This is a genomic window from Cytobacillus sp. T106 (assembly GCF_040492155.1).
Classification (GTDB): Bacteria; Bacillota; Bacilli; order Bacillales; family Cytobacillaceae; genus Bacillus_AB; species Bacillus_AB infantis.
This window is the reverse complement of sequence record NZ_JBEUMK010000020.1, coordinates 1-25,908: the sequence shown is the minus strand read 5'-3', so window position 1 is coordinate 25,908 and position 25,908 is coordinate 1. Positions and strand designations below refer to the sequence as shown.

Below are 25,908 nucleotides of genomic sequence, written 5' to 3'. Positions count from 1 at the left end.
TTAGGCGGAGCGGCAGTCAAATTTATATAGTTATTCTATTTATTCTTTGCTAGCTACTTTTTCAGTGTTTGCTTCCTCTGTATCCGGCGCGATGGTCAGCGATTCAGCCTGCTGTACATCATCATCGTCCTCAAGGTCGCGCATTTCAATTTCTTTCTCATCGCCTGACAGGATCTTAACATCCATACCCAAGCTCTGAAGCTCTTTCATCAATACGCGGAAGGACTCCGGCACTCCCGGCTCAGGTACATTCTCGCCTTTGACAATCGCTTCGTACGTTTTCACACGTCCGACTACGTCATCTGATTTAACTGTCAGGATTTCCTGCAATGTATAGGCGGCACCGTAAGCTTCAAGCGCCCAAACCTCCATCTCCCCGAAACGCTGTCCGCCGAACTGGGCTTTACCGCCAAGAGGCTGCTGCGTAACAAGTGAGTAAGGGCCGGTTGAACGGGCATGGAGCTTATCATCAACCATGTGGGCCAGTTTGATCATGTACATGACGCCGACAGATACACGGTTGTCGAACGGTTCTCCCGAACGGCCGTCGTACAGGACTGTCTTCGCATCACGGGCCATGCCGGCTTCTTCAATTGTTGACCAGACATCTTCCTCGCGCGCTCCATCAAATACCGGTGAAGCAACGTGAATGCCCAGCGCTCTCGCAGCCATGCCGAGGTGAAGCTCAAGCACCTGCCCGATGTTCATACGGGAAGGAACCCCTAGCGGATTCAACATGATGTCGACTGGTGTGCCATCTGGAAGGTAAGGCATATCTTCTTCCGGAAGGATCCGGGAGATAACCCCTTTATTTCCGTGGCGTCCTGCCATTTTATCTCCCTCGGAGATTTTACGCTTCTGAACGATATAAACACGTACAAGCTGGTTCACGCCTGGCGGCAGCTCATCTCCGTCTTCACGGTTGAAGACTTTGACATCAAGCACGATTCCGCCTCCTCCGTGAGGAACACGAAGGGAAGTATCACGCACTTCACGGGCTTTCTCGCCAAAGATGGCATGCAGGAGGCGTTCTTCTGCTGTCAGCTCTGTTACACCCTTAGGAGTAACCTTACCGACAAGCAGGTCGCCATCCTTTACTTCAGCACCCGTACGGATGATTCCGCGCTCATCAAGATTGCGGAGTGCATCTTCACCGACATTCGGGATGTCGCGGGTGATTTCTTCAGGCCCTAGCTTTGTATCTCTTGATTCTGATTCATATTCTTCAATGTGGATGGATGTATAAACGTCGTCTTTTACAAGGCGTTCGCTCATGATGATCGCATCTTCATAGTTATAGCCGTCCCAAGTCATGAAGGCAACAAGCACATTGCGGCCAAGCGCAAGCTCGCCAAGCTCCATGGAAGGGCCGTCGGCAAGGATCTCGCCTTTTGTCACACGGTTCCCGACAGCAACAATCGGACGCTGGTTATAGCATGTTCCCTGGTTGGAACGGATGAATTTCAGCATCCTGTATTTATCAAGGTCGCCTTTGACTTCCTGGCCATTGACCTCGGAAATGCGGCGCACCCATACTTCACGAGCTTCAACATGCTCGACGATTCCTTCGTGCTTGCAGATGACAGCCGCACCGGAGTCTTTTCCGGAAACATACTCCATTCCTGTACCTACACGAGGTGCTTCAGGCTGCAGCAATGGCACAGCCTGACGCTGCATGTTCGCTCCCATGAGGGCACGGTTGGAGTCATCGTTTTCAAGGAAAGGAATACAAGCTGTTGCAGCTGATACTACCTGTTTAGGAGAAACATCCATATAGTCGACGCGGTCTTTCGGCACAACTGTATTTTCCCCGCGGAAACGCGCAACGACTTCATCGTCAAGGAAAGTACCGTCATCGCCAAGACGCGCATTCGCCTGTGCAACAACATAGTTATCTTCTTCATCAGCTGTCAGGTAATCGATCTGGTCTGTCACTCTGCCGGTCTCAGGGTTGATGCGGCGGTATGGCGTTTCGATGAATCCGAAGCGGTTTACCTTCGCAAAGGATGACAGAGAGTTGATCAGACCAATATTCGGTCCTTCCGGCGTTTCAATCGGACACATGCGGCCGTAGTGTGAATAGTGAACGTCACGGACTTCAAAGCCGGCGCGCTCACGAGTCAGACCGCCAGGCCCCAATGCAGATAGACGGCGCTTATGCGTCAGCTCGGCAAGCGGGTTTGTCTGGTCCATGAACTGTGAAAGCTGTGAGCTGCCAAAGAACTCTTTGATAGAAGCGATCACAGGCCTGATGTTGATCAGCTGCTGCGGTGTAATTGTATTTGTATCCTGGATGGACATCCTCTCGCGGACAACACGTTCCATCCTGGAAAGTCCGATTCGGAACTGGTTCTGGAGCAGTTCGCCTACTGAACGAAGACGTCTGTTCCCCAGGTGGTCGATATCATCGGTATCGCCGACTCCATGAAGAAGGTTGAAGAAATAGCCAATGGACGCAATGATATCAGAAGGCGCGATATTCTTGACCGCTTCCTCGACATAGGCATTGCCGATGATATTGATCTCTTTTTCTCCGTCTTCATTAGGGGCATACACCTTGATGGATTGAAGAAGGACCTCGTCCTCCACCACTCCTCCTGAAGGAGCTGCTGTCCTGAAGCCGATATTGTTCTCAAGATTAGGGATGATGCGGTCCAGGTTTCGGCGGTCCAGCATAGTCCCTTTCTCAGCGATGATTTCGCCTGTTTCAGGATCAACCAGAGTCTCAGCAAGGCGCTGATTGAACAGTCTATTTTTAATATGAAGCTTCTTATTGATCTTGTAGCGTCCAACATTCGCTAAATCATAGCGTTTTGGATCAAAGAATCTGGAAACGAGCAGGCTTTTTGCATTTTCTACAGTCGGCGGCTCGCCCGGACGAAGACGCTCATAGATTTCCAGAAGGGCTTTATCTGTACTTTCTGTGTTGTCTTTTTCAAGCGTATTGCGGATATATTCATTGTCTCCGATCAAATCAATGATTTCTTGATCAGAGCCGAACCCAAGTGCACGCAAAAGAACCGTAACGGGCAGTTTCCGAGTACGATCTATTCTAACGTATACGACATCCTTGGCATCTGTTTCATATTCAAGCCAGGCGCCGCGGTTCGGGATAACAGTAGCAGAGAAGCCTCTTTTCCCGTTTTTATCCAGCTTTCCGCTATAGTATACACTCGGTGAACGTACTAACTGAGAAACGATGACGCGTTCTGCTCCATTGATCACAAACGTACCTGTTTCTGTCATAAGCGGGAAGTCACCCATAAAGACATCCTGGTCTTTAACTTCGCCTGTTTCTTTGTTTACAAGACGCACTTTAACACGCAAAGGTGCTGAATATGTAACATCTCGTTCTTTCGATTCCTCAACGGAATACTTTGGATCGCCAAGGCTGTAATCAATAAATTCAAGCGATAAGTTACCAGTAAAGTCTTCAATTGGCGAAATGTCCTGGAACATTTCACGAAGACCCTCATCAAGAAACCATTGATAAGAAGAGGTTTGGATTTCAATTAAATTAGGCAAATCCAAAACTTCACTGATTCGTGCGTAACTTCTACGTTGGCGGTGTCGTCCATACTGAACTAGTTGACCTGTCAACTGATTCACCCCTCAAATCAAGCGTTATTTATCGAAAAGCGCAAGCACCCTGTCCAAAAGAGAAACCGGCATTGATACAAACCGGCATTGCCAATCCCCCTCGGGCGCAGACAGCTTTTACTTTTCATAAGACAAAAAGAAAAAGGGTTTTCAACTCAAAAACCACATTTTCACATTTCGACTATTATTTTATTAGCTTTCCCATTATAGCCAAATTTATACAGAACGACTGCAAAATAGCAAATAAATCGGAAAGTATTATGTTGGCATTTTACAATACTATCATAGAGAAAAAGTCAAGTCAACTTTTTTTCGCTTTTAAAATAAAGTAGCCTTTTTTCTTCTCTACGGTTTCCACGTCTGAAAAAAGCGAGTCAAGTTTCTCGATCGCTGAAGGGGCACCCTGCTTTTTCTGGATGACAACCCAGAGCTCTCCGCCCGTCAGCAAGTGCTCAAAGCTTTGTTCAAAAATGTCATGGACAACCTGTTTTCCGGCACGGATTGGCGGATTTGTCAGGATAGCCGCAAACTTGCCCCCTCCAACACCGGTTAACCGGTCACTTTCATAGATGGCAGCATTGCTGACTGAATTCCCAGCTGCATTTTCCTTTGCCAGTTCGATTGCCCGGAGATTCACATCAACCATGTGGACCGTCCTTTCCGGAAAGCTTTTGGCGATGGACAAGCCGATCGGACCGTAGCCGCAGCCAACATCCAGAATATTTCCTTCCAGCTCCGGCAGTTTGAACGCTTTAACAAGAAGCCTTGAACCGAAGTCCACTTCTTTTTTTGAAAATACACCATTATCGGTTTTAAATCGGAAGGAATGCCCTCTTAGGGAAAAATCCCAATAGGCAGGGTCACTTTCCGTTTTTGATGTGCGGGAATAATAATGTTCGGTCATAGAATCACCTCCAACCTGAGGAAACACATTGAGGATCATGCATCCTGTTCGGACGAATTATAAATCATACAAAAGAAAAAAGCAAAAAGCCCGCTAGGCAGCGGGCTTTTCAAAGTTGGCATTACTTAACTTCAACGCCAGCTCCAACTTCTTCAAGCTTAGCTTTGATTTCTTCAGCTTCTTCTTTAGAAGCGCCTTCTTTAACAGGCTTAGGAGTGTTGTCAACAAGTTCTTTTGCTTCTTTAAGACCAAGACCTGTGATTTCACGAACAACTTTGATAACTTTGATTTTTTGGTCGCCTGCAGATGCAAGAACAACGTCAAATTCAGTTTTCTCAGCTGCAGCATCTCCGCCAGCAGCGCCACCCATTACAGCTACAGGAGCTGCAGCAGTTACGCCAAACTCTTCTTCGATTGCTTTTACTAGGTCGTTAAGTTCTAGAACAGTCATGCTTTTGACTGCTTCAATGATTTGTTCTTTAGTCATGATAAAATTTCCTCCTTATGATTGGTTTGATTTTTTTATAAAAAGACTAGCTTACGCGCCTTGTTCTTCTTTTTGATCTGCAACAGCTTTTGCAGCAAGAGCAAGATTGCGGATAGGTGCTTGAAGTACGCTGAGTAGCATAGACAGCAAGCCTTCGCGTGATGGAAGTTCAGCAAGAGCTTTAACATCCTCAACAGAAGCGATGTTGCCTTCGATTACACCAGCCTTGATTTCAAGAGCCTCATGTTTTTTAGCGAAATCGTTTAGGATTTTCGCAGGTGCAACTACATCTTCATTACTGAATGCAATCGCATTTGGACCTGTCAGTGCTTCGTTCAAGCCAGAAAGCTCAGAAGCTTCTGCAGCACGGCGAGCCATGCTGTTTTTGTAAACCTTGAACTCGATTCCCGCATCACGAAGCTGCTTACGAAGTTCAGTTACTTCAGCAACAGTCAGTCCGCGGTAGTCAACTACAACCGTTGATTTGCTTGCTTTGAATTTATCGGCAATCTCGTCAACGATCAATTTCTTTTGTTCAATAGCGCTGCTCATCCTTACACCTCCTGTAGATTTTTTCATTTATACCGTCCAAAGAAAAACCTCCACATCTTGCAGACATGGAGGAAGTATACAATAGCCGTTCAAAAGAAAATCTATCGTATGACCTCGGCAGGAAATTAAGCTGTCGCACCTGCTGTCTACGGTACAAATGTTATTTTATTTTCACAACAGTTTAGATTATATGAAATAAACCGGCTGTTGTCAATTGGTATTATTTTACTGCGGCTGTAGAAGGATCAACTTTGACGCCAGGGCCCATAGTTGTTGTTACAGTAACAGATTTTACGTAAGTTCCTTTTGCTGCAGCAGGCTTAACCTTCAGCATAGTATCGTAGATCGTGTTGAAGTTTTCAGCAAGCTTCGCATCTTCGAATGAAGTTTTTCCGATTGGAACGTGGATGATTCCAGCTTTGTCCAGACGGTACTCAACTTTACCAGCTTTGATCTCGTTTACTGCTTTTTCTACATCAAAAGTAACTGTTCCAGTTTTAGGGTTTGGCATTAAGCCTTTAGGACCTAATGTACGTCCAAGCTTACCAACTTCACCCATCATGTCTGGAGTAGCAACGATTACATCAAATTCGAACCAGCCTTGGCTGATTTTGTTGATGTACTCGGAATCGCCTACGTAGTCAGCTCCGGCAGCTTCAGCTTCCTTCGCTTTTTCACCTTTAGCGAATACTAATACACGCTGAGTTTTACCAGTTCCGTTTGGAAGCACGACTGCTCCGCGGATTTGCTGGTCAGCTTTCTTAGGGTCAACCCCAAGACGGAAAGCCACTTCAACAGTTGCATCGAATTTCGCATAGTTTGTTTTCTTAGCAAGCTCAATCGCTTCAGCGACTGGGTAAGCTTTAGAACGATCTACAAGCTTAGCAGCTTCTAAATACTTCTTACCTTTTTTAGCCATTATTATTTCCTCCTTGAATTGTGGTTTTAGCGGAATAACCTCCCACGTCCCAAAAGCAGGGGCGCCCTCCCTCGAAAAGGCCGGGCGCCCGGGCTTTACAGAACAAAGGTTGCGAGTGAATCCAATTCAGCCGCAACCCCGTTAGAACCTAATCTTCGAGCATGGATCAGTCTTCGATGACGATACCCATGCTGCGTGCAGTACCTTCTACCATGCGCATAGCGGATTCAACGCTAGCAGCATTTAAGTCAGGCATTTTAGTCTCAGCAATCTCGCGTACTTTATCACGCTTAACTGTTGCTACTTTATTACGGTTTGGTTCACCAGAACCAGACTCGATTCCAGCCGCTTTCTTAAGAAGAACGGCAGCAGGAGGAGTTTTCGTAATAAATGTAAATGAACGGTCTTCAAAAACCGAGATTTCAACAGGGATGATCAGTCCAGCCTGTTCAGCTGTACGAGCATTAAACTCTTTACAGAATCCCATGATGTTAACACCGGCTTGACCCAATGCAGGACCAACTGGCGGTGCTGGATTTGCTTTACCAGCAGGGATTTGCAATTTAACTACCTTGATAACTTTTTTAGCCACGAGACACACCTCCTTAAAGTCCGTGATGTGGTAATAGGGAATTTCCCTCCCACTCAACTTGTAGTCTTTATATTAAAAATAAAGAACATAGCAATTTGTCCAGCCTCGTTGTCCGAGACATACTGACCTATGAAATAGTAACATTTTTAAAAGCGGATTTCAAGTTTTTCAGGCTATAATTTTTCAATTTGTGTAAAATCGAGCTCGACAGGAGTTTCCCGCCCGAACATATTAACCAGAACTTTGATCTTCGCTTTGTCTTTATCAATCTCTTCAATGGAGCCCGTGAAGTTCGCAAAAGGACCTTCGTTCACCTTGACGGTCTCGCCGATTTCGAAGTCGATGTCCACGCGCTTTTCATCAACGCCCATGCGCTTAAGGATAACATTTACTTCCTCAGGGAGCAACGGCGTCGGCTTTGAGCCCGACCCTGCCGAACCGACGAATCCTGTAACGCCCGGCGTATTCCGGACAACATACCAGGAATCGTCCGTCATGACGATCTCGACAAGCACATACCCTGGGAATACCTTTCGCTTCACCACTTTTTTCTTGCCGTTCTTAATATCTGTTTCTTCTTCTTCAGGCACAATCACGCGGAAGATCTTATCTTGCATCGCCATTGTTTCCACCCGTTTTTCCAGGTTGGCTTTTACTTTGTTTTCATAACCTGAATAAGTATGGACTACATACCAGTTTTTTTCCATTCAAGAGGACTGTTCGTCCTTCCCTCCCTGTCTAAATAAAATCAAACTTCCCTCTGTAGGTTTCCAATATACCTGTGAACACAGCCGGTTCCTGTTTACTCCTCCGGCTCCCTTAAAGAGTTCCGCTCTTCCCAGGCCAAAACAGGCGCGGATGCCTGTCTTTTTTTAAGCAAATGAAAAAACCCGTTTCCGGGCTTTGCAGAAGTTTCCTGTGTTATTCTCCATTATACCATGAGATTACAGGAGTTATTCAAGAATTAAACGAATCAATTCAGAAATACCTAAGTCAAGAACGGCGAAGAAAAGGGCGAAGAACGTTACTGTCACAAGGACTGTTATCGTATAGCTGGTGAGCTCCTTGCGCTTTGGCCAGCTGACCTTTCTCATTTCGCGTCCAATATCACGGAAAAAATTCACGGTTCGTAACCTCCAACTTTCAAGGGTTGCTTGCTGATCTATGGATGAGTGCTATTGCTATTTTGTTTCCCGGTGGACAGTATGAGCCTTGCATGTATCACAGAACTTTTTTAATTCCATACGCTCTGATTCTTTATTGCTCATGGTCGAATAGTTGCGGGACCCGCATTCTGCACAAGCCAGTACAACTTTTTTCCTCATATCGGCACCTTCTTATTGCTTGTCTGTTTCCTTACAAACTTTAACATGGCACCCCTATCATGTCAATAAGAGTCAGAATCATAGGAAATAAGGATCTATTTGTAATAATTGGCTTTACAATGAAAATTCGCGGACTTCAAGATATCTCTCCAGCTTCCTCTTGACCCGCTGCAGGGCGTTGTCAATCGACTTCACATGCCTGTTCAGCTCCTCGGAGATTTCCTGATAGGACTGCCCGTCAAGATAGAGGGCAAGGACCTTTCTTTCCAGATCGCTCAGGAGCTCGGACATTTTCACTTCAATGTTGTCGAATTCCTCCTGGTTGATGATCAGCTCTTCCGGGTCCATCACCTTGGCGCCGGAGATCACATCCATCAGCGTCCTGTCCGATTCTTCATCATAAATCGGCTTATCAAGCGAAACATAGGAATTGAGCGGTATATGCTTTTGGCGGGTGGCGGTTTTGATCGCTGTTATGATCTGCCGGGTGATGCACAGCTCGGCAAACGCCTTGAAGGAAGACAGCTTGTCCTCTTTGAAGTCCCTGATGGCCTTATAGAGGCCGATCATGCCCTCCTGGACGATGTCTTCTTTATCAGCGCCTATCAGGAAATAGGACCTTGCCTTGGCACGCACGAAATTCCGGTACTTTTGGATCAGATAATCCAAAGCCTCGCTCTCGCCCCTGTGGACCAATTCAATTATCTCTTCATCTTCGAGCTGAAGATAATTCTTTTCCTCTTCGTTGATCATCGTCTTGAAATCGGTACTCACACAGATCCCCCTGACCGCACAAACCACTGGATAGAAATATTATACAGCAGGAAAATTTTGAGCGTCAACCGCTCATTTCTGTCCTCTGCGCCATTTTTCAAAAATTTCTGCCACTTCATCAGTGAGCGGGATCTTTGAAACCGGCTTTTTTTCCTGGATTTTCTTCACCTTTTTTTCGATCCTTTTTTCCGTGCTCTCCATCTCGATCAACAGCTCCCGCGCGGATATGCGCAGGGCGCCCTGTCCGAAAATGGCCCATTGCTCGGTATAATCGGACGTGGCGACATGGATTTGTGTTTTAATGTTGTTCAGGCTGATGGCGAGTTTTTCAATGCGTTCATCTGCTGACTCATTTTCTTTTGTAAAAACAACCTCGACTTTATAGTTCTTGAACTTTTTCTCTGTTCCTTTGACATAATGGGCATCAAAGACGATGATGACCCGGTATCCTGAGTATCCCTGGAATTCCGCCATCTTTTCTACAAGCTTGTCCCTTGCTGCACCAAGATCCTTGTTCTTCAGCTCCCTGAGATCAGGCCAGGCGCCAATGATGTTATAGCCGTCCACTATAAGGATGTCCATCTTTTATCCCTCTAGCGGATGGCGTTTGCGGTATACCTCATACATTAAAAGTGCTGCTGCAACAGAAGCGTTCAGAGATGTTACATGCCCGGCCATCGGCAAATGGATCAGAAAATCGCACTTGTCGCGGATCAGGCGGCCCATCCCCTTTCCTTCACTGCCGATCACAAGGCCCAGCGGCATAGTTCCGTCAAAACGGCGGTAATCCTCGCTTCCCTTTGCATCCGTCCCGGCGATCCAGACACCTTTTTCCTTCAGCTCATCAATCGTCCTGGCCAAATTGGTCACTCTTGCGACGGGGATATGCTCGATTGCACCGGTCGATGCCTTCGCCACTGTGGCGGTCAGCCCCACTGCCCTTCTTTTCGGAATGATGATGCCATGGGCACCGACAGCATCTGCCGTCCTCATGATGGAGCCCAGGTTATGGGGGTCTTCAATCTCATCCAGCAGCAGGAAGAACGGAGCTTCATTCTTTTTCTCCGCTGCCGCGAAGAGATCATCCACCTCTGCGTACTCATAGGCCGCGACCGCTGCCACGACGCCCTGGTGAATTCCTTCTGCCATCTGGTCAAGCTTCTTCTTCGGCACAAACTGCACAAGCACCCCGTTTGTTTTGGCAAGGCCGATAACCTGCTGCATTTGCCCGCCCTGGGATCCTTCCGCTATAAAAATCTTGTTGATATCCCGCTCAGCCCTTAAGGCTTCCAGCACGGGGTTTTTCCCAATAATAAAATCCTGGCTCACTTTCCTTGCCCCCCTTTCCTTTCTTCGGCGTGAAGGAAGGCGGCAGAGATGATTTCCTCCAGCCGCTCCTCCGCTCCAGATAAATATAGATAGCCAATCAGCGCTTCAAATGCAGTGCTGTACCGGTATGTCTGCACATCAGTATTTTTCGGGATGGTTCCGGACTTGGCATTCCGCCCCCTCCTGACAACGGCAGCTTCCTCTTCATCCAGAAAGTCCGCTTCAAGGAATTTATGGATCACATAGGACTGCGCCTTGGCGGATACATAAGCCGTCGCCTCTTTATGAAGGAAGTTCGGCCTCACGGTCCCCTTCTGGATCAAGTGATTCCGTACATACTGCTCAAATACAGCATCGCCCATATAGGCAAGCGCGAGGCTGTTCAGCTGCTTTTCATTGACTTTATTTTCGTAGCGGAGCATGACGTCAGCCTCTTTTCCATCTTGTGCCCTGGGCCGTATCTTCCAGAATGATGTTCATTTCCTTCAGCTGATCACGGATCTGGTCGGAAAGCTGGAAGTTCCGTTCTTTCCTCGCCTGGTTGCGCTTTTCAATCAGCGCATCGATCTCATCATCCAGCAGCTCTTCGCCGCCAAGCGACAGACCGAGGACATCGAACAGAATTTCAAATTCTTTCATGAAGGCTTCGATTACTTCGACGCTCGTATTCTTTTCCAGCAGATAATAATTCGCCTGCCTTGAAAGCTCGAACAGGACGGAGATCCCGTTTGCTGTATTGAAGTCATCATCCATTTCCTTGATAAATTCCCCGTGGAGATCTTCAATCTTCTTCAGCCATTCGCTGTTGTTGTCTGTCAGCTCGGCGCTTGCTTCCTTCCGGTGCGCAAGGTTCTGATAAGAAGTTGTGATTCTTTCCAGCCCGCTGCGTGTATTTTCAAGCAGCTCATCGCTGTAATTGATCGGGTGGCGGTAATGGACAGAAAGCATGAAGAATCTCAATACCTGCGGATCATGCTTTTTGATGATGTCATGCACAAGGACAAAGTTGCCAAGCGACTTTGACATCTTTTCATTATTGATATTAATATACCCGTTATGCATCCAATAGCGCGCAAATGTCTTGCCTGTCAGCGCTTCGGACTGGGCGATTTCATTTTCGTGGTGCGGGAACGAGAGATCCTGGCCGCCGGCATGGATATCAATCGTGTCGCCAAGATATTTCCTCGCCATGGCAGAGCACTCGATATGCCAGCCCGGACGTCCTTTGCCCCATGGGCTTTCCCAGGATATCTCCCCTTCTTTCGCCGTTTTCCAGAGTGCAAAGTCAAGGGCATCCTGCTTTTTCTCCCCTACAGCAATCCTGGCTCCGACACGGAGTTCGTCAATGGATTGCTGTGACAGCTTGCCGTATTCATCGAATCTTCTGGTGTGGAAATACACATCTCCATTTGATTCATAGGCAAATCCTTTCTCAATCAGGGCCTCGATGAACTGGATGATAAGATCCATGCTCTCAGTTACGCGCGGGTGCACATCCGCCCGTTTGCACCCAAGCGCAGACACATCCTCAAAGTATGCATCGATGAAACGCTCGGCAATGGATGGAACATCCTCCCCAAGCTCCTTGGCAGCTCTGATCAGCTTATCATCCACATCCGTAAAATTGGAGATATATTGCACATCATAGCCCCTGAACTCCAGATATCTTCTTACCGTATCAAAAACGATCGGCGGACGGGCATTTCCTATATGGATATAGTTATATACGGTCGGTCCGCATACATACATTTTGACTTTCCCTTCTTCAAGGGGGATAAACTCTTCCTTCTGCCTGGACATTGTATTATAAATAGCAATTGCCATTATTTAAGGCTCCTTTCTCTTCTCAAATCCTCCAGTTCGACCTGCATCTCCTGAAGCTTCTTCTCCATCTCGACCAGCCTGTCGCTCACTGGATCGGGCAGATCGCTGTGGTTGAGATCCTTCTTAAGCTTTACGCCATCTTTGATGACCACCTTGCCCGGAATCCCCACTACCGTTGAATTGGGGGGAACATCCCTAAGGACGACCGACCCCGCTCCCACTTTCGAGTTCTCGCCGATGGTGATGGAACCTAAAACCTTCGCACCGGTGGCTATCAGGGCATTATCTTTGATGGTCGGGTGGCGTTTTCCTTTTTCCTTGCCGGTCCCGCCGAGGGTGACGCCCTGGAACACCGTCACATTATCGCCGATTTCGCATGTCTCGCCGATCACTACGCCCATGCCGTGGTCAATGAAGAAACGCCGGCCGATTTTTGCACCAGGGTGGATCTCAATACCGGTGAAGAATCGGCTGATCTGGGAAACAACCCGGGCCCAAAAATAGAATTTCCTTTTGAACAGGGCATGTGCCAGCCGATGTGCCCATATGGCATGGACTCCGGAATACGTAAGTATAACTTCAATATAGCTCCTGGCTGCGGGGTCCTGGTCAAAAACCACCTCTATATCCTCTTTAAGCCTTCGGAACATTTGTTCTCCCCTCCCTGTTATTGCCTATCTGACGGTTGAAATTTATCTTCCGGACAGCCTGCATCCCTTCAGGGAATTCCCTTCCGGAGCGGCTCATATACGAGTGACCGGGTGCTCAAGCAGGCCTCGGGCTGTTTATTCAAGCCCGGCAAGCTTTGATCCTTAACAACAAAAAAGCGCCCCTGTCATAATGACAGAGACGCTGAAAGCGCGGTTCCACTCTGTTTAGGCACATGTAAAAAAGGCCCCAACTCTGCCCTGTTAACGGTAGGAAATCCGCCCAAATCTACTCTGCATTTTCGAAATGGGACTCAGAGGGGCACTTCAAAAAATGAGGGGCCTGAACCACTTTCAGCCGGTGATGGTTCTCTCTTTCAGCCTTATCCCGTTATGGGCCAGGCTATGAAGCATCATTTTTCTACTCTTCCTCTTCAACACTTTTGAATCATGAAATTTGAATTACTCTTACTATATTACATTTTTGCCAAGATGTTAATCATTAATGCTTGCCAAACGATTTTTTACCTTGTCTTTTCCTAAAAGAGCGATGGCCTTAGGAAGATCCGGTCCATGTGTCTGGCCTGTAATGGCTGCACGTACAGGCATGAACAGCTTCTTGCCTTTATGGCCTGTGCCTTTCTGGACTGCCTTCAGGGCTGCTTTGATTTCTTCTGCCGTAAAATCTTCCAGGGAATCAATCTCGATCAGGAAGGCAGAAAGCACTTCCGGCACCTGCTCTTCGCTCAGGACTTCTTTCGCTTCTCCATCATAGCTGACGTCCTCTGTGAAGAAGATACCTGAAAGGTCAACGATTTCAGCGCCATAGCTCATTTGGTCCTGGTAAAGGGAAATGAGCCCGCGCACCCACTCTTCATCTGCGGCTGTCAGGTTTTCACTTACTTTTCCTGCCTTGATGAGATGAGGAAGTGAAATTTCCACCAGCTTATCGAGTTCTTCCTGCTTGATGTATTGGTTATTCATCCATGTCAGCTTCTGCTTATCAAACAGAGCTGGCGACTTTGAAAGCCGGTCCGCTTCAAAGATATTGATCAGCTCTTCCTTCGTGAAGATCTCTTCTTCTCCGGCAGGCGACCATCCAAGCAGGGCGATGAAGTTGAATAATGCTTCCGGAAGATAGCCAAGGTCTTCGTACTGCTCGATGAACTGGATGATGGATTCATCCCGCTTGCTGAGCTTCTTGCGGCTTTCATTGACGATGAGCGTCATATGGCCAAAGACAGGAGGCTCCCAGCCGAAGGCCTCATAGATCATCAGCTGCTTTGGTGTGTTGGAAATATGGTCGTCCCCGCGCAGTACGTGGGAAATTTTCATCATATGGTCATCGGCAGCCACCGCAAAATTATAAGTTGGAATTCCATCTTTCTTTACGATGACAAAATCGCCGAATCCGTCAGACTCAAAGGAAACTTCGTCCTTGACCATATCATTGAATGCATAAACCTTCCCTTTGGGCACGATGAATCGGATGCTTGGCCTGCGGCCTTCAGCCTCCAGCTTTTCCCTTTCCTCCTGGGTCAAATGGCGGCATTTGCCGGAATATTGGGGGTTGTCTCCCCTTGCCATCTGCTCTTCGCGCTCTGCTTCAAGCTCTTCCTCTGTGCAATAGCATTTATAAGCAAGATCTTTATCCAGGAGCTCCTGGTACAGCTCTTGGTAGAGATCATTCCGTTCTGACTGGCGGTACGGGCCGTATCCCCCATCTTTATCAATGCTTTCATCCCAGTCGATTCCAAGCCACTGCAGATACTTCAGCTGGCTTTCCTCTCCGCCTTCAATATTCCTCTTAAGGTCGGTATCCTCGATCCTGATGATAAATTTCCCGCCTTTTGAGCGTGCGAACAAATAGTTGAACAGCGCTGTGCGGGCATTGCCTATATGTAAATGTCCGGTTGGGCTTGGCGCATAGCGGACCCTGATTTCATTAGACATGAATAAGCCTCCTATTGTAGTCATTTTCCTTCTTCTTTGCTATATTCTAACACCGTGTTTTTGCCTTATAAAGCTAATTTTTTCGGGGGGCTCAGTCCTTTTTCTGCAGCAGGACGGCAGCCTGTGAAGCGATCCCTTCGCCCCTGCCCGGAAAACCGAGCTTTTCTGTTGTCGTTGCCTTGACATTGATGCGGTCCGCATCTGCCTGCAGCAGCTCTGCAATCCGCTCTCTCATCTGGCCGATATAAGGCGCCATTTTCGGCATTTGCGCAATGATGGTGCAATCGGCATTCACAAGCTTATATCCTTTCTCATCTACAATCTTCCATACATGCTCCAGCAGCTTGGCTGAATCAGCATCCTTGAATTCAGGATCTGTATCCGGAAAGTGTCTGCCGATATCGCCTTCCCCAATTGCCCCGAGACACGCGTCTGCAATGGTATGAAGAAGCACATCCGCATCAGAATGGCCCAGCAGCCCCTTTTCATAGGGAATTTCAATACCGCCGATAATCAGCGGCCTTCCTTCGGTTAATTGATGTACATCAAAGCCCTGTCCAATACGAAACATAGTATATTCCCCTTTATGTCAGTTACTTCGAGCTTCACGTTTCCGGATAATCGCTTCTGCAAAATAAAGATCCTCCGGGGTTGTAAGCTTGATATTATCATAATTTCCTTCAACGATTTTCACAGGGATGCCGAGCCGTTCTGCTAGGCTGGCATCATCTGTGCCGAGGTAATCCTCCTCAGCCGCTTTCTGATGAATGTGCAGGAGGGTGGAAACACGAAAAGCCTGTGGGGTTTGGACCGCCCACAGACTTGATCGTTCAACTGTTTCCAGGATTTGATTGCCGACAGCCTTTTTCACAGTATCCTTCACCGGCACGGCCAATACTGCGCTGCCATCCTGATCCGCAGCCTCCGTCAGCTTCCTGATCAGGTGCTGGTCGATGAAGGGGCGGGCCGCATCATGCACCATGGCAATGCCATCGCCCTGCAGCTCCTTCACCGCATTATAGACGCTGTATTGGCGTTCGGATCCACCGGGAACGAGTCCAATGACTTTCTTGATATCGTAAAAGGCAAGAAGCTCTTGGATCTCCGCCTTCTCGGACGGATTGACCGCAAGCAGGATGCCAGTACAATCCGGATCGCTTTCAAACACCCTCAGCGTGTGTATGAAAACCGGTACACCGCGGATCTCAAGCAAAAGTTTATTTTTGCCGGCGCCCATCCTTTTCCCCTGGCCTGCAGCAGGAATAATTACCTGATAAGGCATAAACAGTCTCCCAACTCTCTTTTATAAAGCTTTTTCAAGCAGCTTAGGCTTTGCAAATATCATGCGGCCCGCAGAGGTCTGCAGCACGCTAGTGACAAGGACATCGATGTGCTTGCCGATATAATCGCGGCCATCTTCGACGACAATCATTGTACCGTCATCCAGATAAGCAACACCCTGATTATGCTCTTTCCCGTCCTTGATGACCTGCACCTTCATCTCTTCTCCAGGCAGCACCACCGGCTTGACCGCATTGGCCAAGTCATTGATATTGAGCACAGATACCTTCTGGAGCTCGCATACCTTGTTAAGATTAAAGTCATTTGTCACCACAACACCGTTCGTCAGCTTTGCCAATTTCACAAGCTTGCTGTCTACTTCCTGGATCTCTTCAAAGTCCCCTTCATAAATCTCGACCTTGATGGAAAGCTCCTTCTGGATACGGTTCAGGATATCCAGCCCCCGCCTCCCCCTGTTCCTTTTCAATACATCTGAAGAATCAGCTATATGCTGAAGCTCCTCAAGGACAAACTGGGGTATGACGATGGTTCCTTCAAGGAAGCCCGTCTGGCAGATATCAGCGATCCTGCCGTCAATGATCACACTTGTATCCAGAATCTTTAATGCATTTTTCTCAACTGGCTCTGCTTCCTCTTCACCGGATTTCTTTTTCCGGCTCGTAAATAATCCCAGAAGCTCATCCCGCTTTTTAAAGCCCACCTGGAAGCCAAGATAGCCAAAAATCAGCGTCAGCAGGATCGGGGCGACCGTATTGACAATCGGAAATTCGATTGCATTGAGCGCAAAGCCGATCAAAAATGCCACTATCAGGCCGAAAGCAAGGCCCACACTGCCAAAAATAATATCTGTTATAGGCGCTTTCACCAATGATTCCTCTACCCATCTCACGAAATTGGTTACATAATCAACTGCCCAAAAAGATATAAGATAAAAAATAATGGCACCTAAAATAGCGGACACATACGGATTATTTAAAAGAGGAATGTCGTCCAAAGCAACTAGCCCGAGCAAGTCCGGAATCAAAAAGATCCCAAGGGTCCCCCCGGTAATAAGAAAGCATGCCTGTACAATGCGTTTTAACATTCCTTCACCTCCTTTTAATCATTATAAACAAATTCCCTGAATTGAAACCTGCAGAATATGTTAATTTGGTTTTTTGTAACATTATTTAAATATAATAATATCGGAGGTTTTATATACTGATACACCTTAAGCGTAGCACCGTGCAAACAGAGTGTCAAATAATATAAAACCACCATTTTAGCATACTGTATAGACCAATTCAATGGGCAATTAAAGCTGACGGTCCGCAAACAGCTGCTCCTTGACCAGCTTGAGGCCCTCACGGATTTTTCTCGCCCTGACTTCACCGATGCCTTCCACCTCATCAAGATCCTCTACTGAAGCTGCTGTGATTTCAGGAAGCTCCTGGAATCTGGTGATGAGATTTTCAATAATGATTGGCGGGAGCCGGGGGATTTTATTAAGCATCCGGTACCCTCTTGGACAAATTCCTTCATCCAGGTGGACATAGCCGCTATAGCCGATCAGCTTCAGGAGGATGCTGTCCTCGATCGTTTCGCCGCTTGCCAGCTCCTGCATTCTGCTGATTGCTTCCTTCGTGCTGACATCCTTATCAAAGGCATAGTCTTTGATGATCAAAGAAGTTTCCTTTTCCATGTCAGTCAAGAGCTCGTTCATCTGCAGGCGGATCAGCCTGCCTTCTGTACCCAGTTCACTCAGGTAGGACATCAGTTCCTGCTTGATCTTCAGCACCATCTCATAGCGGTGCAGCACCTGAAGAACATCGCTGTAGGTCACAAGCTCTTCAAACTCAAGGATCCCGAGGCTTGCGATGCTCTGCTCCAGCACCACTTTGTATTTCTCAAGCGTCTGGACTGCCTGGTTGGCTTTTGCGAGAATAACGGCGATGTCTTTCAATGCATATCTGAAATGGCCCTGGTAGAGTGTGATGACTGTCCGCCGCTGTGAAATGGCAACGACAAGCGCCCCTGTCTCCTTTGCCACCCGCTCTGCCGTCCGGTGCCGCATCCCGGTTTCCGAAGAAGGGATGCCCGGGTTCGGGGCAAGCTGGGCATTGGCTATAAGAATCTTGCTGCCTGTCTCATTCAGGACGATGGCGCCATCCATTTTGGCCAGCTCATACAGATAACTTGGCGTGAAAGGGCAATTAATCTGAAAGCCCCCGTCTACAATCGCCTTCACCTTTTCATTGCAGCCCAGTACAATCAGTCCGCCTGTGTTTGCACGCAGGACATTATCGATCCCTTCGCGTATCGGTGTTCCCGGTGCCAGAAATTTCAAAATGTCGCTCCGGGTCTTTTCGCCCAGCTTTTTATTGTCCATATCTTATCCTCCTAATGCCGCTTTTAAGGCCTCGCTGACTGTATTAACCCCGATTAGCTGCACGCCCGGCGGAGAGTCCCAGCCTCCAAGGTTCTTAGCAGGAAGGATGATCCGTTCAAACCCAAGCTTAGCAGCTTCCTGGACACGTTGTTCGATCCTGGAGACACGGCGGACTTCGCCGGTCAAACCCACTTCTCCAATGATGCAATCAGAGGCCTGTGTTGGCTTATCCCTGAAGCTTGAGGCAATGCTGACGGCAATTGCCAGGTCAATCGCAGGTTCATCCAGCTTAACGCCGCCTGCCACCTTCAAATAAGCATCCTGATTTTGCAGAAGCATCCCGACACGTTTTTCAAGCACAGCCATTAAAAGCGGGACGCGGTTATGATCGATCCCGGTTGCCATCCTCCGCGGATTCCCGAAGCTCGTCGGAGAAATAAGCGCCTGAATTTCAACCAGCACCGGCCTCGTCCCTTCCATGGAGGCAACAACTGTCGATCCGGATGCCCCCTGGGAGCGCTCTTCAAGGAATATTTCCGATGGATTTTCCACCTCTTCAAGGCCGAATTCCTTCATTTCAAAGATGCCCATTTCATTGGTCGATCCGAAACGGTTCTTAACAGCCCTGAGAATGCGGTACGTATGATGCCTTTCACCCTCGAAGTAGAGGACTGTGTCAACCATATGCTCGAGCAGCCTCGGGCCGGCAATCGATCCTTCCTTCGTGACATGCCCCACGATAAAGATCGCGATGCCTTTGGTCTTTCCGATCCTCATCAGCTCCGCGGTACATTCCCTTACCTGCGAGACGCTTCCAGGGGCCGAGGTGATATCCGGATGAAAAACAGTCTGGATTGAATCAATGATCACAAAGCTGGGATTTTCATTTTCAATGGTCCGGCTGATTTCCTCGAGATTCGTTTCTGCATATACGAGCAGCTTATCTGATACAACCCCAAGCCTGTCAGCCCTGAGCTTTGTCTGCCTCATGGATTCCTCTCCGGAAATATAAAGAACAGAATGATCCTTCCGGGCCAGCTGGGAAGATACCTGCAGGAGGAGCGTCGACTTCCCGATTCCGGGGTCGCCCCCGATCAGAACAAGCGAGCCCCTTACCACCCCGCCTCCCAGAACGCGGTTGAGCTCCTTCAGGTCTGTATAGATCCGCGGTTCATTGACTGTCTCAATTGAGGTGATCGGCGTCGCTTTAGAAGCAAGGGTTACGCCTGCCGAATGGGCAAATGCACCCCTTCTTCCTCCAGCTGCAGGCTTCTCCGTTTCCTCCACCATTGTATTCCACTGCCCGCAGGCAGGACATTTGCCCATCCACTTGGCGGACTCATAGCCGCATTCCTGGCAGATGAATTTGGTCTTTCTTTTTGCCATCCGTTTCTCCCTTTCTATTTCCATACTCTTCTATTGTGAAAAGTGCACCATTAGTTTCATTATAGGGAAAGTATATTATACTTCCCCGCTTATATAAAAATGCCTGTCCAAGGAAAGTAGTGGAAATGGCTGATTTTTTATATAAGGGCAGATTGAAATGTCTTCAATGGAAAAAAGGTACACGCAGTGTGCACCGTGTACCTTTTTTATTATATAATATGACGTTTATTTAGATAAGTTTGTTGCAGTTTCAGGAGATTCTTCTGTTTTCACGACAAATTCCCCATCTTCTACATCGATAATGACATTCTGCCCTGTCAGCACCTGGCCCTTCAGCAGCTCCTCTGACAAACGGTCCTCGATATGCTTTTGGATCGCGCGGCGGAGCGGCCTTGCACCATACTCAGGGTCGTACCCTTCCTCGGAAATTTTCTCTTTTGCCTTATCGGTCAGGCCAAGGACAATTTCCTGTTCCTGCAGGCGTTTAACCAATTGATCGGAAAGCAATGTAACGATTTCCTTGAGATGTTTTTTCTCAAGGGCGTGGAACACGATGATTTCATCGATCCGGTTAAGGAATTCAGGGCGGAAAGCCTTCTTAAGCTCTTCCATTACCTTGCCTTTCATATCCTTATAGTCCTGCTCTCCATCCTGGATGTTAAAGCCGACATATTTATTGCGTTTCAGCGCTTCTGCCCCGACATTGGATGTCATGATCAGGACTGTGTTGCGGAAGTCGACTGTCCGGCCTTTAGAATCTGTCAGGCGTCCATCCTCAAGAACCTGAAGGAGGATATTGAATACATCCGGATGTGCTTTCTCAATCTCATCCAGAAGGACAACTGAGTATGGCTTCCTGCGGACTTTTTCTGTCAGCTGGCCGCCTTCCTCATATCCTACATATCCCGGAGGTGAACCAACAAGACGGGAAGTTGAATGCTTCTCCATATATTCAGACATATCGATGCGGATCATTGCATCTTCATCGCCGAACATCGCCTCTGCAAGCGCACGCGCAAGCTCAGTCTTACCGACCCCAGTAGGGCCGAGGAATACGAAGGAGCCGATTGGGCGCTTAGGATCTTTCAGCCCGGCACGCGCACGGCGGACCGCTTTGGAGATCGCCTTGACCGCTTCTTCCTGGCCAATGACTCGGGAATGAAGAATTTCTTCCATGTTCAGGAGCTTGGCTGTTTCTGTCTGAGCCAGCTTCGCTACAGGAATTCCAGTCCAGCTTGCTACTACATGTGCAATATCATCAACTGTGACTTCGCTGTTTTCCTTCCCCTGCTTCTCTTTCCAGCTCTTCTTTGTTTCCTCCAGCTGCTCGCGCAGGCGCTGTTCAGAGTCTCTGAGGGATGCAGCTTTCTCGAACTCCTGGCTTTGGACGGCAGCATCTTTTTCCTTCCTGACTTCTTCAAGCTTCAATTCAAGCTCTTTCAGGTTAGGGGGAGTAGTGTAAGAACGCAGGCGTACTTTTGAACCTGCTTCATCAATCAGATCGATCGCCTTATCCGGAAGGAAGCGGTCTGAGATATAACGATCAGAAAGCTTAACAGCTGCCTCGATGGCTTCATCTGTGATGGATACTCTGTGATGGGCCTCATAGCGGTCGCGCAGCCCCTTAAGGATCTGAACAGACTCATCTGCTGTCGGTTCATCTACCGTGATCGGCTGGAAACGCCTTTCAAGCGCAGCATCCTTTTCGATATACTTTCTGTATTCATCCAGGGTAGTGGCGCCGATGCACTGCAGTTCGCCCCTTGCAAGGGATGGCTTCAGGATATTGGAAGCATCGATTGCCCCCTCTGCTCCTCCTGCACCAATCAAAGTATGAAGCTCATCGATGAAGAGAATGATATTGCCAGCCTGGCGGATTTCATCCATTACTTTTTTCAAGCGGTCTTCGAATTCGCCACGGTATTTTGTTCCGGCAACAACTGTCCCCATATCCAGTGTCATAACCCTTTTGTCGCGGAGGATCTCCGGCACTTCATTGTTGATGATCTGCTGTGCAAGTCCTTCTGCGATGGCTGTCTTACCGACGCCAGGCTCCCCGATCAGGACCGGATTGTTCTTTGTCCGGCGGCTCAGCACTTCAATGACGCGCTGGATTTCCTTGCTTCGGCCGATGACCGGATCAAGGCTGCCTTCCCTGGCAATGGCTGTCAGGTCTCTTGCAAGGCTATCAAGGGTCGGCGTATTGGCGCTTGCTGCTGATCCTCCCTGATGGCTTCCTGAATCATTGCTGCCCAGAAGCTGGAGCACCTGCTGCCTTGCTTTATTCAAGCTGACTCCCAGATTGTTCAGCACCCGTGCGGCAACACCCTCACCCTCACGGATCAAGCCGAGCAGGATATGCTCTGTGCCAACATAAGAGTGGCCCAGTTTTCTGGCCTCATCCATTGAGAGCTCAATGACCTTTTTAGCCCTTGGTGTATAGTGGGGAGTCTGTGAGGAATCCTGGCCGCGGCCAATAAGGTTTTCCACCTCTTTTTGGATCTTTTCAGAGCCCAGTCCGAGTGCATAAAGCGCCTTTGCAGCAATCCCTTCTCCTTCACGGACGAGGCCGAGCAGGATATGCTCTGTGCCGATATTGCTGTGTCCTAAGCGAATGGCTTCCTCCTGTGCTAATGCCAATACTTTTTGAGCTCTTTCAGTAAATCGTCCGAACATCATAATTTCATCCTCCCGACTATTGTTTTTCCATTTTCAATCTTTCGCGTATAAGTGCAGCCCTTCTAATATCACGTTCTTCAGGCCGGAGCGGCCCGCCGGCATATTGCTGCAGGAAACCGGGCTGTGTAAGAATCATCAATTCATTTAAAATATTTTTGGGAATATCTTTGATGTATCCCATATCTATACCCAGCCGGACATCAGATAAGCATTTTGCCGCTTCTTTTGATTCAATGATCCGGCTGTTGGAGAGAATCCCATAGGAACGGTACACTCTGTCTTCTAATTGTATGTTTGAAGTCTTTGCTAATGCTTCCCGGGCATATCTTTCCTGGGCGATGAGCTGGCCCACGACACTCTTCAGATCTTCTACGATATCTTCCTCAGACTTTCCGAGCGTGATCTGATTGGACACTTGAAAAATATTGCCCAGCGCCTCGCTTCCTTCGCCATATGTCCCTCTCACCACAAGCCCCAGCTGATTGATGGCCGGGATGATCCGGTTCATCTGATGGGTGAGCATCAGACCTGGGAGATGCATCATGACAGAAGCCCTTAGCCCTGTTCCGACATTGGTCGGGCAGCTGGTAAGATACCCGTAGTCTTCATCAAAGGCAAATTCAAGGTTCTCCTCAAGCCAGTCATCCAGCTTATTGGCCATCTCAAGTGCCTCGGTCAGCCTGAATGCAGGAAACAGGCATTGAATCCGGATATGGTCTTCCTCGTTGACCATGATGCTGACCTCTTCATTTTCTGACAGGAGACAAGCCCCGTAAGGAGACTGCTCAGCCAGATTGGGGCTGATCAGATGCTTTTCAACAAGCACCCTTTTCTGGAGGGGCTGAAGACTTCCCATCTCTAAAAGCTCCAATCCTCCAAGCCCTTTGAAAGGCTTCTCGGTTGAAATCTTCCTGATATCTTCAATGATGCTCTGTCCTTCTTCATTTGAAAAAAGAGTAGGAAACTTATATATATTCATATTCCTTGCCAGACGGATGCGGGAGCTTAGCACAATATCAGAATCAGGGCCTTCCGCACTCATCCAGGAACTGACCGCCTGGCTGATGAAACGTTCCAGTGACATGATATCAGTCCCCCTCCCTGCCGCTGCTCAGCTGCTTTTCAAGGGACCGTATCTCATCCCGGCGCACGGCAGCTTTTTCAAACTCTTCCTGCAGGATCAATTCCTTCAATTCTTTTTTCATATCCTCAATCTTTTTCCTGAGCTGAATGCTCCCGCCGGCTCTTGCCGGTATCTTCCCTCTATGGGACCAGTTCCCGCTGTGGAGGCGCTTCAGGATCGGGTCAAGCTGCCCCTTGAATTCCGAATAGCAGTGGGCACAGCCAAACCGTCCGATTTTAATGAACTGCTTAAAAGTCATCTGGCATTTGCTGCACTGCAGAACTTGCTCCTGCGGCCTTTGCTCTTTTTTCGGCTGCTGCAGACCAGGCTCAATATTCAAAAGCCCCGCCAGCAGGCTGTTAAGGGAAAAGCCTGAAGCCTGATTATTGATCATGAACATTTCGCCTTTTTCCTTGGCGCAGACCTCGCAAAGATGGAATTCGGTCTTCCCGCCATTTATGCTCTTTGTAAAATGCAGCGTTGCCGGCCTCTGATTACATTCTTGGCAAATCATGCACTCACCTCTCCAGCTGCTTAATCTTTATTTATACTTCAACGAAGTCAGCATTGCTCTCAGCATTCTTGATCGCAATTCATCGCGGAACGGAAGCTCTATATATAAAACCGACCGGTCGATTACACTGAGCATGATTTTAGCTTCGCGGCGTGTGATGACTTCCTCTTCCACCAGGCGCAAGATGACGCTCTCAGCGCTTCCCTGCGATATCCTGCTTTGGATCAGCATCAGCAGCTGATCAATCAGGTCCGCATGATCATAGGACTGTACCTTCATGATCCGGATATATCCTCCGCCGCCCCGCTTGCTTTCAACAATATATCCTTTTTCGATTGTAAATCGGGTATTAATGACGTAATTGATCTGCGAGGGGACACATTGGAATTTATCAGCCACTTCGCTTCTTTTGATCTCGACACTTTCCCGTTCACTCAGCTCCAGGACTTCCTTCAGATATTTCTCGATTATGTCGGATATATTCCTCACCAGGCCTCCTCCTCCCTGACTTTGACTATATTTGACTTTAATTATAAATGAATTATGTAAAAAGTTGCAAGATGGATGCCTTATTAATTTTCCCATTTAATAAATATCTCAAACGTAACAAGAGCAAATTCTTCCAGCTGTATAGAGTATTCAGCCGGTGGGCTTTTGGGTGCTTGTCATGGGTGGGAAATTTGGTTTTGGTGAAAGGGGGGACGTGTATGCAGGGTACGTTTGCAGCTGGCAGGGGAGGGCAGCCGGAATATACGGGAGAAGGAGGGAGAGTGAATGCGAGTGGGGATGATGGGAAGTTGAATGGGTGCTAAGTTGGGGTGGGTTGAGGGAGATTGGCTGGGACGTTTCTTTGCTTGGCAATGGTGTGTGGTAAGTGGATGAGTGAGAAGTTGGCTAGACGATTTGATTAGACGTAGGAGTTGGTAAACTATTTGGCAGAACGGTTAGATATGACGTTAGGTTGGTAGGATATCGGTAGGAGTGATTAAGTTCGCGGTTTTTGCTAACAGCTCTCTTATGTCGGATAAAAACCAGGTTTATTCATCCATCAGGGCTTTTCTTTTTCCAGCAGCATGTTAGTGCTAGGTGACGGTGCTACTGTGTTTGGACTTGAACGAAGATGGCAATCTATTGATGGAGCTTGCGGATGGGATCCCGCTATATTTGTGGCAATTGGTAAGTTAAGCGAGGAATTCGGTAGATTAATCGGTCGTTTGATTGAACAAATCGTTGAGTTGGTAAATTAATCAGTCGTTTGATTAAATTCACAGTTTAAACGCCTGCTAGCTCATATATTTGATTCAAAGCACTGCTTGTTTGACAGCCCGGCATCTATTTTTCAGCCATATGGGGAAATTTGCGGGCGGGCTATGGCTGTTTTTATGGCAAATGGTAAATTAGTTGAGAAATTCGGTAAATTAATCGTCCAATTGATAAAATTAATCGCCGAGTCTGTAGATTATCGAGCCAATTGATGAAATCCATATTTCAAACGGCCGCTCTCCCCTTTTTTCAAACCACAAGCCACGCTCTTAAGGCCCTCCGGCTATTCATTTTCACCAAATAATCCCTTTTCTGATCAAAACCCACTCCAACATAAACTAAAAAGCACAAAAAAAGAACAGTCTCA

General features: G+C 47.9%; 25 protein-coding genes and 1 other annotated feature. All 25 genes read right to left on the bottom strand.

The window, feature by feature from the left end:
• Window positions 1-39 precede the first annotated feature (39 nt).
• The 25 genes from rpoB to ABU165_RS22505 all read right to left on the bottom strand — a co-directional run bounded on the left by rpoB (window position 40) and on the right by ABU165_RS22505 (window position 24,767).
• Window positions 40-3,600: a DNA-directed RNA polymerase subunit beta gene (gene rpoB, locus ABU165_RS22625; RefSeq protein ID WP_035401163.1), complete on the bottom strand. Its 3,561-nt coding sequence runs from the start codon at window positions 3,598-3,600 to the stop codon at window positions 40-42.
• Window positions 3,601-3,901: 301 nt separating this feature from the next.
• Window positions 3,902-4,504: a class I SAM-dependent methyltransferase gene (locus ABU165_RS22620; protein ID WP_318061023.1), complete on the bottom strand. Its 603-nt coding sequence runs from the start codon at window positions 4,502-4,504 to the stop codon at window positions 3,902-3,904.
• A gap of 121 nt (window positions 4,505-4,625) precedes the next feature.
• Window positions 4,626-4,991 (bottom strand): 50S ribosomal protein L7/L12, encoded by a 366-nt coding sequence (rplL, locus tag ABU165_RS22615; RefSeq protein ID WP_022543217.1) that lies wholly within the window; start codon window positions 4,989-4,991, stop codon window positions 4,626-4,628.
• Between the two features lie 51 nt (window positions 4,992-5,042).
• On the bottom strand, window positions 5,043-5,543 hold the full coding sequence (gene rplJ, locus ABU165_RS22610) for a 50S ribosomal protein L10 (RefSeq protein WP_022543216.1): 501 nt from the start codon (window positions 5,541-5,543) through the stop codon (window positions 5,043-5,045).
• Window positions 5,544-5,575: 32 nt separating this feature from the next.
• Window positions 5,576-5,713: a sequence feature (ribosomal protein L10 leader region), on the bottom strand.
• 50 nt (window positions 5,714-5,763) lie between these two features.
• Window positions 5,764-6,462: a 50S ribosomal protein L1 gene (gene rplA, locus ABU165_RS22605; RefSeq protein WP_009791555.1), complete on the bottom strand. Its 699-nt coding sequence runs from the start codon at window positions 6,460-6,462 to the stop codon at window positions 5,764-5,766.
• A gap of 166 nt (window positions 6,463-6,628) precedes the next feature.
• Window positions 6,629-7,054 (bottom strand): 50S ribosomal protein L11, encoded by a 426-nt coding sequence (gene rplK / locus ABU165_RS22600; protein WP_141195060.1) that lies wholly within the window; start codon window positions 7,052-7,054, stop codon window positions 6,629-6,631.
• Between the two features lie 173 nt (window positions 7,055-7,227).
• On the bottom strand, window positions 7,228-7,761 hold the full coding sequence (nusG, locus tag ABU165_RS22595) for a transcription termination/antitermination protein NusG (RefSeq protein ID WP_009791553.1): 534 nt from the start codon (window positions 7,759-7,761) through the stop codon (window positions 7,228-7,230).
• Between the two features lie 246 nt (window positions 7,762-8,007).
• Entirely contained in the window at window positions 8,008-8,178 is a 171-nt protein-coding gene (secE, locus tag ABU165_RS22590) for a preprotein translocase subunit SecE (protein ID WP_009791552.1), read from the bottom strand.
• A gap of 57 nt (window positions 8,179-8,235) precedes the next feature.
• Window positions 8,236-8,379 carry a 50S ribosomal protein L33 gene (gene rpmG, locus ABU165_RS22585; RefSeq protein ID WP_009791551.1) on the bottom strand — a complete coding sequence of 48 codons (144 nt, stop codon included), beginning with the start codon at window positions 8,377-8,379 and terminating at the stop codon, window positions 8,236-8,238.
• Window positions 8,380-8,493: 114 nt separating this feature from the next.
• Window positions 8,494-9,153, bottom strand: a complete 660-nt coding sequence (gene sigH / locus ABU165_RS22580) for an RNA polymerase sporulation sigma factor SigH (RefSeq protein WP_022543215.1) — start codon at window positions 9,151-9,153, stop codon at window positions 8,494-8,496.
• Between the two features lie 72 nt (window positions 9,154-9,225).
• On the bottom strand, window positions 9,226-9,735 hold the full coding sequence (locus tag ABU165_RS22575) for an NYN domain-containing protein (RefSeq protein WP_009791549.1): 510 nt from the start codon (window positions 9,733-9,735) through the stop codon (window positions 9,226-9,228).
• A 3-nt stretch (window positions 9,736-9,738) separates the two neighbouring features.
• Complete coding sequence (gene rlmB, locus ABU165_RS22570; protein ID WP_009791548.1) at window positions 9,739-10,482, bottom strand: 23S rRNA (guanosine(2251)-2'-O)-methyltransferase RlmB; 744 nt, start codon at window positions 10,480-10,482, stop codon at window positions 9,739-9,741.
• Window positions 10,479-10,904, bottom strand: a complete 426-nt coding sequence (locus tag ABU165_RS22565; RefSeq protein WP_129614066.1) for a Mini-ribonuclease 3 — start codon at window positions 10,902-10,904, stop codon at window positions 10,479-10,481. Before ABU165_RS22565 ends, rlmB begins: the two co-directional genes overlap by 4 nt.
• 4 nt (window positions 10,905-10,908) lie before the next feature.
• Window positions 10,909-12,306 (bottom strand): cysteine--tRNA ligase, encoded by a 1,398-nt coding sequence (cysS, locus tag ABU165_RS22560; RefSeq protein WP_009791546.1) that lies wholly within the window; start codon window positions 12,304-12,306, stop codon window positions 10,909-10,911.
• Window positions 12,306-12,956, bottom strand: coding sequence for a serine O-acetyltransferase (cysE, locus tag ABU165_RS22555; protein ID WP_009791545.1), 651 nt, complete (start codon window positions 12,954-12,956; stop codon window positions 12,306-12,308). The genes cysS and cysE overlap by 1 nt, the downstream gene beginning before the upstream one ends.
• A 492-nt stretch (window positions 12,957-13,448) precedes the next feature.
• Window positions 13,449-14,906 carry a glutamate--tRNA ligase gene (gene gltX / locus ABU165_RS22550; RefSeq protein ID WP_318061022.1) on the bottom strand — a complete coding sequence of 486 codons (1,458 nt, stop codon included), beginning with the start codon at window positions 14,904-14,906 and terminating at the stop codon, window positions 13,449-13,451.
• A 91-nt stretch (window positions 14,907-14,997) separates the two neighbouring features.
• On the bottom strand, window positions 14,998-15,477 hold the full coding sequence (gene ispF / locus ABU165_RS22545) for a 2-C-methyl-D-erythritol 2,4-cyclodiphosphate synthase (protein WP_009791542.1): 480 nt from the start codon (window positions 15,475-15,477) through the stop codon (window positions 14,998-15,000).
• Window positions 15,478-15,495: 18 nt separating this feature from the next.
• A complete protein-coding gene (ispD, locus tag ABU165_RS22540; RefSeq protein ID WP_318061021.1) occupies window positions 15,496-16,188 on the bottom strand; it encodes a 2-C-methyl-D-erythritol 4-phosphate cytidylyltransferase in 693 nt (230 codons plus the stop codon).
• Window positions 16,189-16,209: 21 nt separating this feature from the next.
• A complete protein-coding gene (locus ABU165_RS22535) occupies window positions 16,210-17,292 on the bottom strand; it encodes a PIN/TRAM domain-containing protein (RefSeq protein ID WP_009791540.1) in 1,083 nt (360 codons plus the stop codon).
• A gap of 210 nt (window positions 17,293-17,502) precedes the next feature.
• Window positions 17,503-18,576, bottom strand: coding sequence for a DNA integrity scanning diadenylate cyclase DisA (disA, locus tag ABU165_RS22530; RefSeq protein WP_318061020.1), 1,074 nt, complete (start codon window positions 18,574-18,576; stop codon window positions 17,503-17,505).
• Window positions 18,577-18,579: 3 nt separating this feature from the next.
• Window positions 18,580-19,962 carry a DNA repair protein RadA gene (gene radA / locus ABU165_RS22525; protein WP_009791538.1) on the bottom strand — a complete coding sequence of 461 codons (1,383 nt, stop codon included), beginning with the start codon at window positions 19,960-19,962 and terminating at the stop codon, window positions 18,580-18,582.
• A 225-nt stretch (window positions 19,963-20,187) separates the two neighbouring features.
• A complete protein-coding gene (clpC, locus tag ABU165_RS22520) occupies window positions 20,188-22,641 on the bottom strand; it encodes an ATP-dependent protease ATP-binding subunit ClpC (RefSeq protein WP_009791537.1) in 2,454 nt (817 codons plus the stop codon).
• A gap of 16 nt (window positions 22,642-22,657) precedes the next feature.
• Window positions 22,658-23,725 carry a protein-arginine kinase McsB gene (gene mcsB / locus ABU165_RS22515; protein WP_009791536.1) on the bottom strand — a complete coding sequence of 356 codons (1,068 nt, stop codon included), beginning with the start codon at window positions 23,723-23,725 and terminating at the stop codon, window positions 22,658-22,660.
• Between the two features lie 4 nt (window positions 23,726-23,729).
• On the bottom strand, window positions 23,730-24,278 hold the full coding sequence (gene mcsA, locus ABU165_RS22510; protein WP_094769448.1) for a protein-arginine kinase activator protein McsA: 549 nt from the start codon (window positions 24,276-24,278) through the stop codon (window positions 23,730-23,732).
• Between the two features lie 27 nt (window positions 24,279-24,305).
• Window positions 24,306-24,767 (bottom strand): CtsR family transcriptional regulator, encoded by a 462-nt coding sequence (locus tag ABU165_RS22505; RefSeq protein ID WP_009791534.1) that lies wholly within the window; start codon window positions 24,765-24,767, stop codon window positions 24,306-24,308.
• Window positions 24,768-25,908 lie beyond the last annotated feature (1,141 nt).